Origin of the sequence: Gordonia sp. CNJ-863 (genome assembly GCF_001942325.1) — a bacterium.
GTDB classification, from domain to species: Bacteria; Actinomycetota; Actinomycetes; order Mycobacteriales; family Mycobacteriaceae; genus Gordonia; species Gordonia alkanivorans.
On the sequence record NZ_MKKG01000038.1, the window covers coordinates 1 to 14,286 of the forward strand.

Consider the following 14,286-nt stretch of genomic DNA (forward strand, 5'->3'; position numbering starts at 1 on the left):
GACTCCTAGGGAGGACACCATGAGCATGACCCTGACCGCCACTGCGCCTACCCAACTGGGCGTCGATTGTGACTGTGACTGCCACCGCGAGGACCGACACTGTGAACGCTGTTGCCTCGACCCCGACACCGGGTTCTGCGAGGACTGCGCCTACTACCTCGAGCTGAGCCACCACAGCCACACAGTGCGGGACGGTGATCGACGGTGACCCAGTTGAGCCTGAACCTGCGCGCCCACGACTTACCGCCACGCTGGGACGGCGACCCGGTCGACTGGTCACCCTGGCAACCGATACCCGCGATGACCATCTGTCCGCCACCACGCACACAGGGATGCGACAACTGTGGTTCGGCGACCAGACCGCTCACCTGCCACGGCACCCGCACCATCGCCTACGGCCCCAACGTCATCCCCATCGGCCGAAGCCGCCTACACGACCGCCACATTCACGCCCGGCTGGTCGTGCACCGCTGCCCGGACTGCCACCACGACACCGTCTTCGACCCCCACACCGACCAATGGTGGGACCTCGACGACAGCGACTACCAAGACGCCGGCTCCTGGGAACCAACCACAGGCCCCGACACCCACCACAAGGAGTGACTGACCATGCCCGGCGCCTACTGCCGCTACTGCGACCACCGATGCTTCGTCGACCGCGTCCTGCCCGACACCGGCCGACGTCTGCACATGGCCACCTGCCCGGCCGGGAAAGCCCACGACCGCACCGTGTCTGGCTTCGACGCCGACACCGCGATCAATCCGGCGGCCATCAGTGACGACGACCCGCAGGCGGCGGCCACCGCCTCCCGACCGGCAGCCGTCAGGAGTGCTCGGTGACTGCCAGGCTGTCAGCCGATGAGCGAGACCTGTTGCGGGAGTGGGTCCACATCATTGCCCCGGTCATCGCCAACCCGAGCGAGGAGTGCCGCCGGCTACGCGAGTCACGCAGAAGCGGGGGAGGGTTCGGCCGCAACTACGAGGTAACCGGTCAACGGTTCACCGGCACTTGGGCGCATTACGAGGTGACCGGCCGTTTCACCACCGGCCCCCAGGCCGGGGAACCCTCACGCCTGCGGTTCGACCCGCCGCACCGCGAAGTGTCAATCACCCTGGCGCGTCTGGGCCGGTGGGCCGACGCGCTGCCCGCCGAACTGCGCGAGCGCGCACAGCACGCATGGGCAACCCGCACCCGCAACCAGACCGCCCTCACCGCGATCGCGCTGGAAGCCATCGATCTACACGCCCAGGCCGAACTCGAGGCGGCGCGCGCCGAGTGGTTCACCACTTTGCCCTGCACCCAGCCGCCGGCGCTCTCGCCGGCCTGCGCCAAGAACACCCACGTGGGCTGCTGGCACGGCCGAGAACGGCCGCCGGGTTACGTGGCTGTGCGCCACGCCGCTGCACGTCGCCGACACGGCCCACGCGGATACGTCGCCACGTTCCGGCCAGGGTGGTCGCGTCAGACCGACAACACCTCGGCCCGCATCGTCGACCTCGCCGACCACTACACCTGCGAATGCGCCTGCCACACCGACGGATACGCAGGACAACAGCTCGACCTCTTCGCATAGACGTGATTTTCGGCCGGGTAGTGATCGACGTCTGAGGTCGGCTGGGGATGACAACTGGTCGAGATCGGGAGCGGTGATGCTCGGTGCACTGAGTGGTGTCTTATATCGTTCGCTTATGTCCACTGGCGGTTTGGAAGACTTTGAGCCGGCGCGACTGAAGCTGCTCCGCGAACGATCAGGTTTGACCCGCGCCGATATTGCTGTGCGGTGCCAGGTGACTCTCGGTACCGCTCGGAGCTGGGAAGTCGGCCGCAGCGTGCCTACTGAGGTCAATGCGGTGCGCCTGGCCGAGGCTCTCGGTATCCATCCCGCTGACCTGACGAACACCCCACGCAACCAGCCCACGTTGCGCCAGTTGCGGCAATGGCGGGGCCTGCGGGGGGAAGATGCAGCAAGCAAGGCCGGGATTGGGACCACCCCGCTGTACAACGCAGAGACCTATGTCTCCCCCATCCCTGAGCACATCCGCTCGGCGCTCGCCGGAGCGTATGACGTCACCGAAAACCAGATCACCTCGGCTTGGAAACGTGGGCGCAAACTGCGGTTTGGTGACATCGAGTGAGGTGCGCTATCGCGCTGGCTCTCTGGGACGGCAGCGGCAACAGATATTGGGCGGGAGCGACCAAGAATGCTGCATAAATAGCGATTCGGATTCGCCACCAGGTTCAATCGCGACCATTTTTGCGCGTCTTCTATACTGCGCTCTCGACAGAAGCGTGTGAGATGCAGCGTGTGGGACAGCACACAACGACTGAGGGAGTCAGCGTGTTTGTGAAGTGGCTGCGCGAGTTTGCGAAATCTCGGACGAGAGTCCCTGGCAGGGACGATGCACGTTCTGCCGAGCGGGCGCGGTGTGACCTTGTGATCGCTCGTGCTAGCAGCGTGGATCTGACGGGTCCCCCGCCGAGGATCGACGCCACAACTCCGATCGACTACATGCTGGAGCCGTTGCTCGACGACAGTCAGCGGTCCTGGGCGCTGGCCCACACCGTGAACACAGTGTGGCGGCCGGTACTCACCTCAGTGGGTGTGGGCGTTCGCGCAGACAAGTTCTTCGAGGCTTCCGCGGTCGATCCTGAGGTGTTCGTGGCGATTGTGAGCGGCGCTCGTAAGGGCCGAAGGACCTGGCGTCGAGCCGATCTCGACCGAATGGCCTCCGCCACCGGCATTCCGGCTGCGACGATAGCAGCGCTCAACCGACACATGTCCGGCCGTTGGGCAGATGTGGTGACTCGATGCGAACTGGACAACTGGCCTGAGTGCAGACCAAAGTCGGGCGCAGAAACCGGATAGACAGGCACACCCCTCGTTAAATTGCGCGTGCTATCGTGGGTTCTTCTCCGGGCCTTGATGCGGTATTCGGTACTGGATGACGACCACGATGTCGCGTGCATCTGACCTCACATCTGTGAGGGCTCACATGCCGCGGCTGTCTACCCCGTCTCGTCATCAAGGTGGTTTTCATGTCTACTCTCGCGGAGAGCATCCGTTCCGAAGCACTCGTGGAAGCCGTGCGCACCGAAGTACTTTCGCTCGAAACCCAGTGGTCTAGCGGTATGCCGCCCACGACACCGCCGCACAAAGCAGCCAAGGTTGCAGCAGCTGCGCTAGGTACGGGCGCGTCCGACGCAGCAGTATGCAGGGCCTGGCGCAACGCCTGGCGCGGCAGCTGGCTGCCGACCCTCGATCTTCAACACGCTTTACGGTGTTGGGCAGCGATGGAGGCAGCGGGATCTGTCGCCGACCAGATTGTCGCCCAGGATGGGTGGCCGACGGATGCTGATCGAGATCAAGCGCACCGTGACCTCGATGCGATCTTGAGCGACATGGGCGATGCCTTGCTGCGCAGCGCCCGCACTGTCGTCAGCCTCATCGGCACCCCTGCCCCCCACATGCGTGACCTCGAGACTCAGATCGCGCGCGTCGCGGCACTTCACGGTTACCTCGCCCAGCTCCGATCGGATGACCAGCCCGCCGGCACGCTCGCTGAACTGGCTGATCCCTCCTTGTCCGCACTCGGCACGCACGCATCCACCAGCAGATAATGCGCCTCTGCTGTGAGGTCGTTCACGTCAGCTCTTCTCCCCAAGGATGGGTTTCACGGTGCTTCCCCAGATCGGATCGGTTCGTCATGTTCACCACCTCAACTGCGGCACCTTCACACCTGTGGGCATTCCCGAATGCGTGACCCACATACTTGCCATTGAGTTCGATCACGGGCTGGTCCTGGTCGACGTCGGCCTCGGACAACAGGACGTCGCCCACCCCATCCGAGGTCTTGGACAGGCACTACGCGCGGTACGCCCCCGCTTGAGAAGTGCTGATACCGCCATCCAGCAACTCGCCGGCCTCGGCTTCGCCGCAAGCGACGTCGCGGGCATCGTCGCTACCCACCTCGACTACGACCACATCAGCGGCGCCCTCGACTTTCCCGCCGCCCCCGTCCACCTCACCGTGACCGAACTGTTCGCCGCCGCGAGCCGGCCAGGCATTCGCGGCCGCATCCGCTACCGCCCGCACCACCTCACAGCGATCACCGCTCGTGCGCACACGTATGCCCCGACTGAGGCGGTCCCCGTCATGAACTTCCACGGCCACCCGCTCACCGAGGCCGGCGACCTGGTCTTAATCCCTCTGCCCGGTCACACAGCCGGGCACGCCGCCATCGCGATCCGCGACCCACACCGCAGGGATCGATGGCTCATCCACGCAGGAGACGCCTTTTTGCACCACACCGCACTCACGTCAACGGCCGATCCGTCCATGGACCGGGTCGAGAGAATGCTGGCGATGGACCCCAGTACCCTGACCCGCAACCATGCGGCTCTGCGTATCGCAGCTGATCAGGGACACCTCGTCATCTGCTCCCACGACCGTGGACAGTACGAGCACCTAGCGGCCTCTGAGCACTTGCGGTAGCTCAGCCGAGGACCAACCTGTCCGTATCCGGTTAACCACCGGTTCAGTATCGTGCATGACGCCACTTAGAACTAGTGAGCAAGGGGGTTTGAATGTCGCACTGGATTGTTGTCGAGACGATGGGAACCGGAGCCCAGGACGAGGTTGATGCCTCGGTGGTCTTCAAAGGTGGCAAGAGGTCTCCATACACATCCGTCGACAGACTGCGGCACGAAGTGCCCCGCGGTGACTACACCGTCCTCGCCTGGATACTCAAGGCCCTCGACACGGTCATACGACCGGCAAGCCGGAGTCGGCGGTCATCTCACACGTAGCGATCATCGCCGAACCCGTGTTCGGGCCCAACGGGGTGGTGTTCGCCGTGCAGCTCTGGATCGGCGACGATGCCGACAGCACTCCGCCCCCTCGCCGCCTTGTCGGAGGGTTCGAGTTCGTCTACGACGAGGAGCTCGATCTCGCGCAGATTCACGAGGGCCCGAACATCGAACGCGACATCCTCGGAATCGACGGCCCTACCCAAGACGTCACTCGGGTTGCACCCGAGGTCTTCCAGTACTTCTACGACTTTCCCCGCGAGTCCGAAATCGGACCTTTCGTCCGCGACATGAAAGCTGGGCGACTGGAAAACGGAGCGAAGTTCGACTCCGCACTCACTGTCCGGCATGCACGCGACAGCGACGACCAGCTGCGCTACCGCTGCTACATGACCATGCGTGCGGTCCGCCTGCCCTCGCGGTGGGCTCTACGCGGCGTCGTGCACGACATCAACGATGTCGAACCCGCCGAATTCCTCGCCTTCAACAGACACACCGCCCGGGTAGTAGCCAACCTCGAAGAACGTGAATCCGGCCTAGGGCGAATCGATTTCGCTACCGGACTGGTCACCGACTGGCTACGGACACCTCCACCACCACTCAGCGCATGGCTGACTGATAGCCCCATCTTCCATGAGGACGAGCAGGAAACGATCGCGGCAGCGCAGCTGGCACTCGTCACTCGCCAACAGGAGCGAGCTACGTATCGCGCTCGGATCAGATTCGCTGGTGGCCCTACCGATGTGTGGTACGTGGCCCAGTTCACCATCACACCCGATAAACACGGCGAGGACGGCCTCGGCTTCCTCACGGTCGAGCCACTGTCCAAAGAAGCCATGGCCTCGTAACCACAGGGGCCGCGCAACACTCAGGCCCGAGCGGACTATTGCAAGCCGTTGCTCTGGTGTTACGATCCCATCTACAACGCGCACCTCCACGGTGGAATTTCCCCGACCCTGACGCACCATTCGGGTCTGGTCGCGACACAGAGAGCAGTTCCTGAGCAACCCGGAATCCGGGGGGCTTACTTAACTGACTTGTCGCATAGTCCAAGCATCCGGGGAGGTTTTTTCGTTGTCACGATCACCGCACACAAGCACTGTTGCAGGTACGCCTCGCCTGGTGGCGGCCCGCCCAACGCCGGGAGCCGGGATTCTGGCGTCCTGCTATGCGAGGACGCCCGTGGGACATTCGCATCCCTTTCGGGTACTGATTCTCAGCGCGAGCTCAACTCAGATCGTCGTCCGCCGGCCGCATTCGAGCACGCTCAAACGCAGCCTGATAGGTCTGTTCCGGCACATTGAGAGCCGAGCAGAGCGCCGCCAGAGTGGAAGCTGTCAGCTCCACTTCTCCTCGTTCTACGTAGCCCACTGTCGCAGTCGAAAGCCCCGCCTTCTGACCCAGTTCAGGCTGCGTAAGGCCAGCCAGCACCCGCAGATCGGCCGGGTATGCCGTCGCAGGATCAACCTGCACGATTTGAGCGATCGGCACGCCGAGAAGCGCACACACCTTTCGCAGGACATCGATCTGCGGAACCGTCGACCCGTTCTCCCAGTGATGCACTGTGCTCCTGCCAACACGAGCGAGACGCGCGAGGGTCTTGACAGACATCTCACCTCGCGCAGCGCGCAGCGCGTCCGGGTTAAAGCCCCGCATAACCCGCCGACTCACGTTGTCGCCAGCACCGTAAATCCCGTCACGTATAGACACTGTGCCGTACCGCCCCTAGACTTCGTTCAAGATGTGCTACGACTACGTACTAGTTAAGCGACACTAGCGCAAGACGTTCACTCCAGACGAAAGGAAGAAAGCACCAGGTATTCGAGCAAACTCGCGACCACCGAGGGCTGAGATTGGCGTCCGGTCCCTCGGCAGCCGCAAGCCTCTTCATGAAATCCGACAGGCCGCTTATTGCTGCCACCAGACGGACGTTCGCGACTTTACGCGCTCCACCTGGGGACTTGCATCTGAAACGGCCACAACATCGAACCGGTTCGATCACACCTTGGGGGCCGATCACATGACCCAGCACACACTCAGCGGCGTTGCCACGTCGTTGGCCGTGTTCTCAGTTGCAGCACCAACACCACAGCCAGAAACGCTCGATTGGCCCACCCCACTCACCGTCGCGGAGTTCCCACACATGGTTCTCGCGGCAGCGGGCACCGTGCACACTCCTCGGGGGCAGGATTTGTCCGCAGATAGTGCGTACGCCACTGGAGTGGCATTGCTGGCTGCTGCCTGGTGGGCCGGCTTCCGTGAGACCGATCCAGGCTGCGGCCAGACGGATGTGGTGGTGCTACCCGCGCCGGCAACCCCCGTCTGGGGCGACCCGGGGTATCTCTACTTCTTCTTTCCTGGCAGCTATGTCGCCGTCCGGCCTGAGGGCAGAACTGTGATGGTCGGAGATGGCTCCACACTGGCAGCATCCTTGGCGTGGGCCGAAGGTGCAGCGACGGTCGCGGCGGCACGATTCATCGCCACCTCAGACGAGGCGGTAGTGGCATGAACGCCAACGATCGTCGCGTCGGAGGGTGGGCTGACCTTGCAGCGGAAATCCTCGACACCAATCCCTCCCCGCGTGACTGGATTGGCGATGCGATCTGTTCGCAAACCGACCCCGACATCTTCTTCCCCAATCACGGCCAGTCGGCCGCGGCCGCCAAACTCGTATGCCAGACCTGTCCGGTAAAGACCGCCTGCGCACAGTGGGCTGCCGACGCTGATGTGCGTTTCGGCGTTTGGGGTGGCATCAACACCCGAGTCCGGGATAGCGCCATCGTGGCCACATCAGCCACCGCCGGTTCGAAGGCCAGCTGATGGTTACCGATCAGCCGACACCGTGCACTCGGCGGCCCGAGCACTGGGACCTCGACGTCCTTGTCCACTCCCCCACTGCCGCACAACAGTCGTTGATGGCGTGCCTGCGTTGTCCGGCCCTGCAATCCTGTCGGCAGGACCTTGCCGATAGCGGTGTCTCGCCACGCGGACTGATCTGGGCGGCCGGCGCCTACGACGATAACGGTGAACGCATCCCCGCCCACGCACTTACGGCGTACCTGCGGCGGCGTCCGCCAAGGCGTGACGGCCGAGCTTCCGGCAACCCCACCCCCCGGAGCCGCCGCGTGATCTCTTCATCTTTTCCGAGGTTGGCAACCCGTGGCGCGCCTCCATCAGCCAAGGTCACGGTCGTGAAACGATCACGCTTGGACCTATGTCTACGCCAGGTGAGGAGGTCGACGTCAGGTAGCGAGCAGCACGCGAATGTCTTGCGTAGCAATCGTTTTGCCCGTAGCGGGGCTGAACGCGAGCCGCCGTGAGACGCCAGCAGAGAAATAACTACACAGTGACGGAGACACCGGTCCCCCCGAAGGGGAGTACACGGATTTTCGAGTGGGGAGCGAAGTTAGCCGCTTCGCTTCACCCCGAGAACTGGTTCGGAATCTAGTTAGCCGCTAGACCCCGGAAGCCTCCCAAACAGGAAGGAATTGCCGCCTCAGGCACTTCTGATGGTAAAGCACACCCTCGACACGGGCAACTATCTACGTCGTGTCGCACCACTCACCCATCTCACGCTGACATCAGCCCAGGTCGTAACACTTGTTGCGGCGTTGGCTGATGCTGGCGTGGGACCGCTCCGACCACCGATCCGGTGAGTGTCGGGGCCTGCGCCCCTGACACTGTTGACCACAACGCTCTATCCACTGCCTCCTCGAGATCGGCAGTTGGTGGGGGCTGGTCAGCGTTGCCAGACGCGGGCGCATACACCACGACTTCGGCGATTACGCGCGCCGAGTGTGCGATTGCCGACATCCTCGCGCGTTGCTGCACGCTGAGCCTGGCTCAGCTCATCGCGGCCGTCGACGAACAGCCGGCAGTGGTGATCGACGCTGTCCTGGATCTCGTTGCCCGCGACGCCGCCGATCTGTGGCGCCACGGTGTTGACGGACATCTCGTGGTGGGGCGGCTGCCGGCGCAATCGGACGGTTCGCGATGACCGCGATCATGACCCAGCCACTGACTCCGGTTCGGACAACGGAAACCTTTGGCGCGCATGATACGTCGGCGTTCGGCAGCGCTCTAGAATCACTGTTGCGACCGCTGTGTTTCACTGCACGCCTATCGCTGGTGTTTGCGGTGACATGCCGGTTGCTCGCTGTGGTCGACGATCAGCGCAGTGCTGCGGTCGCCGAACTCAATGCCGAGCAGCGGGGCCGACGTACGTGGCACCGCCCTCTCCCCGACCGTGCCGCCGACGGCCGGCCCCGGGCCCAGGTTCCCTGCTGGACGAGCAGAGAGGCGTGGCTGACCGCTGTCACACGGTTGGTGACCACGGAAGCTGGAGTGGCAGCACGCCGACAACATCACCGCGTATCCGTGGACACAGTTCTGGCCACTGCCAAGGCCCACGCACACTACGCCGAGACCCGCACCGGTCGATACATGATGGCGTCGTTGCAGACCCTTGCCACCAGATCCGGACTGTCCGTCGACCGAGTTAGGAACGGGCGCAGGGTACTTCGCACCCTGGGATTACTCGCCGATATCGCCTATGGGCGACACCTCACGGCGACGGAGATCATGGCCGCTCGAGCACACCATGGCGGCACACAACGTGGAGTTGCCTCTGAGATCGCACTCACGATGACACCGGAAGCGGTCGCAGCAGCATCGACCACGCGGCGCACCAACAGCCCTTCGAAGCGTTCCCGGAGAGGCAACCGAGCACCGCGAGGGTGCGCACCCCTATCCCGTCAGGGTGTAAGTAGAACTCTTTCTCTTTTTAAGAGTTCTACTTCTTCAGAAGAAAAACAGTCATCACCTGCGAAAAGACACCACCGCACCCGCACCCTTGCACTTCAGAAGCTCGCAGCAGGGATCGTTGCCCGCTGCCGCGGGCTCGATCCCGTCAGTGACGCTCTCGCCTCTCCCCGGGACGTCGTCCCTCTCCCCTGGCGCCAAGACGGCTTCTACCAGCGGCAGAACCACCTCGGCCGCATCTGCGACGTCCTCGACGACCTAGGCATCGACCCCGCGGCATGGACGGCTCCAGCGGTCGTCGCACGACTCAACCATCACGGTCGGGCCGCACATCTGAGCTGGCCCAATCAGGTTGACAACCCAGCGGCCTACCTGAGGTGGCGCCTCACCCAACTCGATTGGATTCCAGCGAGTCCGACCCCTTCGCCTACGGCCACGCCGCAGACCGCAGCGGACGATCTACAGCCCGCAGCCAACGGCGCCGGCCGGGCCCGCGCCTATGCGGCTGCTGCCGCAGCTTGCGGCTGGAGCAGAACACCAGGAGGAGGCGCCAACGACTAGCTACCGCCCTCCCCCGCCCGACTGGAACTCAGAACCGATCGCTCGAAACTAGGAGCCTCACATGCACATCACCGTCTACACCAAGCCCGCTTGCGTCCAATGCAACGCCACCTACAAGGCCCTCGAGAAGCAAGGCCTCGCCTACGAGATCGTCGACATCTCCGATGACTCGGTGGCGCGAGATCTCGTGATGAAACTGGGTTACCACCAGGCCCCCGTCGTCGTAGCCGGCGAAGAACACTGGTCCGGGTTCCGCCCAGATCGCATTAAGCTGCTGGCCCAGTCGGCATCCGCCGCGTGATCCTCGGTGTCGGTTATGCACGCCGCATAACGGATGAGGCCGTGGGACTGGGATATGCACGCTGCATAACCCAGTCCCACGCGCCCAGCTCATGAGAAGATCGCCCGGTAAGTCCCACCGAGTCAGCGTTGCGCGTTATGCAGCGTGCATAACCCGGAAGCGGCAACTCTCTAGACCCCTACCCCTCTCGCTTCACGGCCTAGATGTCGATCAGCGATATCGATCAACGAATCGTCCAGATTTCCAAGCAACTAGCGCGTGTCCCCTGTTGACTTCTGTCCGCCACCTCGCTTGAATACATGTAATACATGTATTCGGTTCGGTCCCGAAACGAAGGAGTGCCTTATGGCTGGCAAGCCGCCCGCCCCCAAGAAGCAGAAGACGGTGAGTCGGTTCGCCAATCTGGCCGGCGGAACCGACAGCCCCTCAATTCCCGACAACACCTCGGATGCCAACGTCACCGGCGGAGTAGTCGGCGGCCTCGCTGCGGCCGTCCAGACGGCCGGGCACCGCATCCGTCACGTCGACGCCGGGTCGCTCATCCCACACCCGTTCAACGATCCCGCCCGATCCAAGCCAGTCGACGACGACCCTGAATGGGAAGTCCTTGTCCGCAACGTCAAGGCGAACGGCGTCCTGTTGCCCGGACTGGCAGTCTCACGTGCAGCGTTTATCGCAGCTCGACCAACGCTCGCGGACAGCCTCCCCACGGCCGGAACTCACGTTCTGATCTACGGCCATCGTCGCCGCGCCGCGGCGCTCTCGGCGGGCGTCTCCACCATGCCAGTGGTGGTCGACGACTCGGCGATGGAAAACGATGGCGATCTCGACTACATGGCATCGGAGAACCTCGGCCGCCAGGACCTCTCGCCGATGGCTGAGGCTGAGCTGTTCGCGCGCTACAGCGAGGATCTCCGACTCTCCCAGTCCGCGATCGCTGAACGGCTTGGCGTCGACCAAGCCACTGTGTCGCGGCGCCTGGCCCTCCTCCTGCTAACCAAGGAAGCTGTCGCGGAACTCGAGCAGGAACGACTCTCGGTTGCCGGAGCGGTTGCTCTCGCCGGCACACTGCCCTACGGACCTCCGCGACGTTGGCAGAAGACCAAACACGCCGACCAGAACAGCGTCGACCGCGAGAACGATCAGCTGGCGGCCCTTCGTCTCATTCTCGACCGCAACACCAGTCCGACGCGCGCCGCTGAACGCGTCCTCACCGAACGCGAGTCCCGACGCCGCGCGGAGAAGGACGGCATCGAGATCATTGCCAACCCGCGGGAGATGTTCGGAGAGAACTATCTCGCACACCAGATCGACGACCCGGCAGACGCCAAGGAAGCGGTCGCCGCCATCGACGACACCACCGGCGCGCTCGTCTACTACACCCGGACCATTGCGCCCGTCGTTCCAGTCGCCGAGACCCCCTCGCCGGAGCCAGTCCCGGCCGCGACTCTCAGCGATCCACAGGACTCGCCAACATCCGTGCAGCCTTCTCCGGACCAGGCCGCTGCCTCCGACATCGAGTCCGCAGTGGAGGACCCAGCGCCGGCGGCGCCTCACGGGGATCACGAGGATCGGGCAGAGGACCCAGAACAGGCACCTGCGGAAGTTCGACCGAATCCGGTGAAGACGGATTCTCCCGACTTGCGCCGGGAGGCGTGTGCGCGCGCAGCCCAGACAGTCCCGGGCAAGGGCCGTCTAGGTGAGACGCTGATCGCCGCGGTCCTCCTCGGCGTCGACTTCCAGCACCCTGCCGTCATCGCCGCCGCCGAGGAGTGGAACCACACCGACGAGAGCGGGGACAAGCAGCAAGCCGCTGCTGTCTGGCGTCGAGTCTTGGCGGGGTTCGAAGACCTGGTGACCCGTCAAGGCCAGTGGGGTACAGCCGGTGCCACCTACCTCGACATCCTGCATGAACGAGTCGGCTACCTACCGACCGCATGGGAGCGCCAACAGACCTTGGTTATGCAGCGTGCATAACACCGCACACCCCGACCGGTAATGCAGCGTGCATAACCAGCAACCATCTCCGACTTACGAAAAGGAAACTGGATCTTCATGGGCATCTACGCAGTAGCCAACAACTCCGGAAGTGCCGGAAAGACCACCACCGTGGTCAGCCTCGCCGTCATCCTCGCGCAGCAGGGCCTCACGGTCCGAGTGATCGATCTCGACCCGCAGGCCAACGCCAGCACATGGCTCGGTCATCCAAACGCCTCTGGCGCCACCGTGGCGGACGTGCTTCGAGCGAATGCGACGATCGCCGACGCCGAACGGCCCGCCCGGCGAAGCTCGCACGTTGGTCCGGAAACCGGTGAACCTGTCTACCCCGACGACTCGACGATCAGCGGTGTCACCGTTGTGCCGGCGATCCGTTCCACGCTGGACTCTCTTGTTGTCGAACTGGCGAGCGTTCCGGGATCGGTGCTGTACCTCCAGGACGCGGTGGCCGCCGCCGCAGCCGTCGACGTCACCCTCATCGACTGCCCCGGATCGCTCAACGTTCTGGTGACCGCAGGCCTCTTGGCTACCGCTGCCAACGGCAACGAGCAGCCGGGTTCGCGAGGCCTCATCACCTGCGTCAAACCGTCCGGCAAGGAGGTCGAAGGACTACCGGCCTTGCTGGGGGAGTTGGACGGAATGCGCAAGCTCTACAAAGAGAACATCCCATTGCTGGCGATCGTGCCGTGCGCGGTCCCTAGTCGCGGCGACGTTTACCAGGAACAGCTCGAAGGGCTCCGTGAAGCGTTCGGGCAACAGGTGACTCCATCGACCCGGCGGACGGCGGTGGTCGACGAGGCCTACACCAACTTCGTGCCAGTCCCGCTCTACGGCTACCGCGGCAAGGATGTCACCGAGGACTACCGTGACGTCGTCACCCATCTGCAACAGCTCGGGCTGTTCGCGCCTGAGGTCGCGGTCGCCTGATGATGTCCCCGCGCCCATCTGGCGGCCGGCCCAGCTCGACCAACCTCGACAACGAAAGACAAGCGCTCATCAGAGCTGCGGTTCGTCTGATCGAGAGAACAACAGGACGGCGCTATTCGGCCGCGGAATTCCTGAGGGAAGCGATCGACGCTCAGCTGACTGTCGTAGCTCGCGACTACAACAAGGGGCGCCCGATTACCCCGGACTACGAGCCGCTTCCCAAGGGTCGACGCACGTAGATGATGTCACTGTGACAAAACAATCGGACGCAATAACTACAGCAAATCTGCTCCGCACAGACCTCATGCACGAGAGGGGATCGCAATGACACCGACACGGACCGCTGATGATCACGCGATGATCGTCACGTCGGGCAAGGTGCTGTCCCCGTCGGGGATCGTGTTGGTGGACAAGCCGGTTGATTCGGTTGACAAGCTCCTCAAGGTGTTGGAGTGGCGTCAGAAGCGTCAGCCGTTGTCCCCGGCGGGGTTGCCGGCGCAGGTGTGGGTGATCGACGCCGCGTGTGCTCAGCTCGGCTGGGGCCCGGACGATGTCGATCCGGGTGACGAGGCGGACTACTCCGATGAGGAGTTGCGTGAGGGCCGGATGAAGACCGACGTGATCGCTCGTCTCGATGACGCCACCCGCGAGCTGCTCGGCCCCTTTCTGGCACCCCAGGGTGAGGACGGGTGGCATCTGTACCAGCCGGGGGAGGAGATCGGCTATCGCCTGCATCTGTCCCATACGGCCGGGAACCGCAAGCTGATGGTCGATGTGATCCTCGAGGGGTGGGCGTGGACCGCGCGCATTAACCACGACCGCATGGGCATCCTTGGCTCTGAAACCGCGGGCACGCTCATCGATTTCGAGGACGAGATGGACACCGCCCGGGAACTGGCCCGCCGGTTGTGCTGGCATGTCGACAATCTGG

General features: G+C 63.8%; 14 protein-coding genes and 1 pseudogene. 13 read left to right on the forward strand and 2 right to left on the reverse strand.

Annotation, left to right across the window (positions count from 1 at the left end):
* Positions 1-204 precede the first annotated feature (204 nt).
* From BJF87_RS17985 to BJF87_RS18020, 7 genes are all read left to right on the forward strand, one after another.
* A complete protein-coding gene (locus BJF87_RS17985) occupies positions 205-603 on the forward strand; it encodes a hypothetical protein (RefSeq protein WP_075863668.1) in 399 nt (132 codons plus the stop codon).
* Between the two features lie 6 nt (positions 604-609).
* A complete protein-coding gene (locus BJF87_RS17990) occupies positions 610-840 on the forward strand; it encodes a hypothetical protein (RefSeq protein ID WP_075863669.1) in 231 nt (76 codons plus the stop codon).
* Positions 837-1,574 (forward strand): hypothetical protein, encoded by a 738-nt coding sequence (locus BJF87_RS17995; RefSeq protein WP_075863670.1) that lies wholly within the window; start codon positions 837-839, stop codon positions 1,572-1,574. Before BJF87_RS17990 ends, BJF87_RS17995 begins: the two co-directional genes overlap by 4 nt.
* Before the next feature lie 115 nt (positions 1,575-1,689).
* Positions 1,690-2,136, forward strand: coding sequence for a helix-turn-helix transcriptional regulator (locus BJF87_RS18000; protein ID WP_075863671.1), 447 nt, complete (start codon positions 1,690-1,692; stop codon positions 2,134-2,136).
* Between the two features lie 901 nt (positions 2,137-3,037).
* Positions 3,038-3,619 (forward strand): hypothetical protein, encoded by a 582-nt coding sequence (locus tag BJF87_RS25895; protein ID WP_139319541.1) that lies wholly within the window; start codon positions 3,038-3,040, stop codon positions 3,617-3,619.
* A 139-nt stretch (positions 3,620-3,758) separates the two neighbouring features.
* Positions 3,759-4,493 carry an MBL fold metallo-hydrolase gene (locus tag BJF87_RS18015; RefSeq protein ID WP_158037538.1) on the forward strand — a complete coding sequence of 245 codons (735 nt, stop codon included), beginning with the start codon at positions 3,759-3,761 and terminating at the stop codon, positions 4,491-4,493.
* A 331-nt stretch (positions 4,494-4,824) separates the two neighbouring features.
* Positions 4,825-5,655, forward strand: coding sequence for a hypothetical protein (locus BJF87_RS18020; RefSeq protein ID WP_262339045.1), 831 nt, complete (start codon positions 4,825-4,827; stop codon positions 5,653-5,655).
* A 379-nt stretch (positions 5,656-6,034) separates the two neighbouring features.
* Here the strand turns inward: BJF87_RS18020 and BJF87_RS18025 are convergent, their stop codons facing one another.
* Positions 6,035-6,463 carry a helix-turn-helix transcriptional regulator gene (locus tag BJF87_RS18025; protein ID WP_075863683.1) on the reverse strand — a complete coding sequence of 143 codons (429 nt, stop codon included), beginning with the start codon at positions 6,461-6,463 and terminating at the stop codon, positions 6,035-6,037.
* Positions 6,464-7,028: 565 nt separating this feature from the next.
* Here BJF87_RS18025 and BJF87_RS25900 point away from each other — a divergent pair.
* Both BJF87_RS25900 and BJF87_RS18035 read left to right on the forward strand, forming a co-directional pair.
* Positions 7,029-7,316 carry a hypothetical protein gene (locus tag BJF87_RS25900; RefSeq protein WP_139319542.1) on the forward strand — a complete coding sequence of 96 codons (288 nt, stop codon included), beginning with the start codon at positions 7,029-7,031 and terminating at the stop codon, positions 7,314-7,316.
* Entirely contained in the window at positions 7,313-7,627 is a 315-nt protein-coding gene (locus BJF87_RS18035; protein ID WP_075863675.1) for a WhiB family transcriptional regulator, read from the forward strand. The genes BJF87_RS25900 and BJF87_RS18035 overlap by 4 nt, the downstream gene beginning before the upstream one ends.
* A 919-nt stretch (positions 7,628-8,546) precedes the next feature.
* Here the strand turns inward: BJF87_RS18035 and BJF87_RS18040 are convergent.
* Positions 8,547-8,759: a hypothetical protein gene (locus tag BJF87_RS18040; protein WP_075863676.1), complete on the reverse strand. Its 213-nt coding sequence runs from the start codon at positions 8,757-8,759 to the stop codon at positions 8,547-8,549.
* Between the two features lie 1,431 nt (positions 8,760-10,190).
* Here BJF87_RS18040 and nrdH point away from each other — a divergent pair.
* The 4 genes and pseudogenes from nrdH to BJF87_RS26155 all read left to right on the forward strand — a co-directional run.
* Positions 10,191-10,430: a glutaredoxin-like protein NrdH gene (gene nrdH / locus BJF87_RS18045; RefSeq protein WP_075863677.1), complete on the forward strand. Its 240-nt coding sequence runs from the start codon at positions 10,191-10,193 to the stop codon at positions 10,428-10,430.
* A gap of 345 nt (positions 10,431-10,775) precedes the next feature.
* Positions 10,776-12,407 (forward strand): hypothetical protein, encoded by a 1,632-nt coding sequence (locus tag BJF87_RS18050; protein ID WP_075863678.1) that lies wholly within the window; start codon positions 10,776-10,778, stop codon positions 12,405-12,407.
* A 78-nt stretch (positions 12,408-12,485) separates the two neighbouring features.
* Complete coding sequence (locus tag BJF87_RS18055; RefSeq protein WP_075863679.1) at positions 12,486-13,355, forward strand: ParA family protein; 870 nt, start codon at positions 12,486-12,488, stop codon at positions 13,353-13,355.
* A 357-nt stretch (positions 13,356-13,712) separates the two neighbouring features.
* A pseudogene (locus BJF87_RS26155) lies at positions 13,713-14,286 on the forward strand (hypothetical protein); the annotation flags it as partial.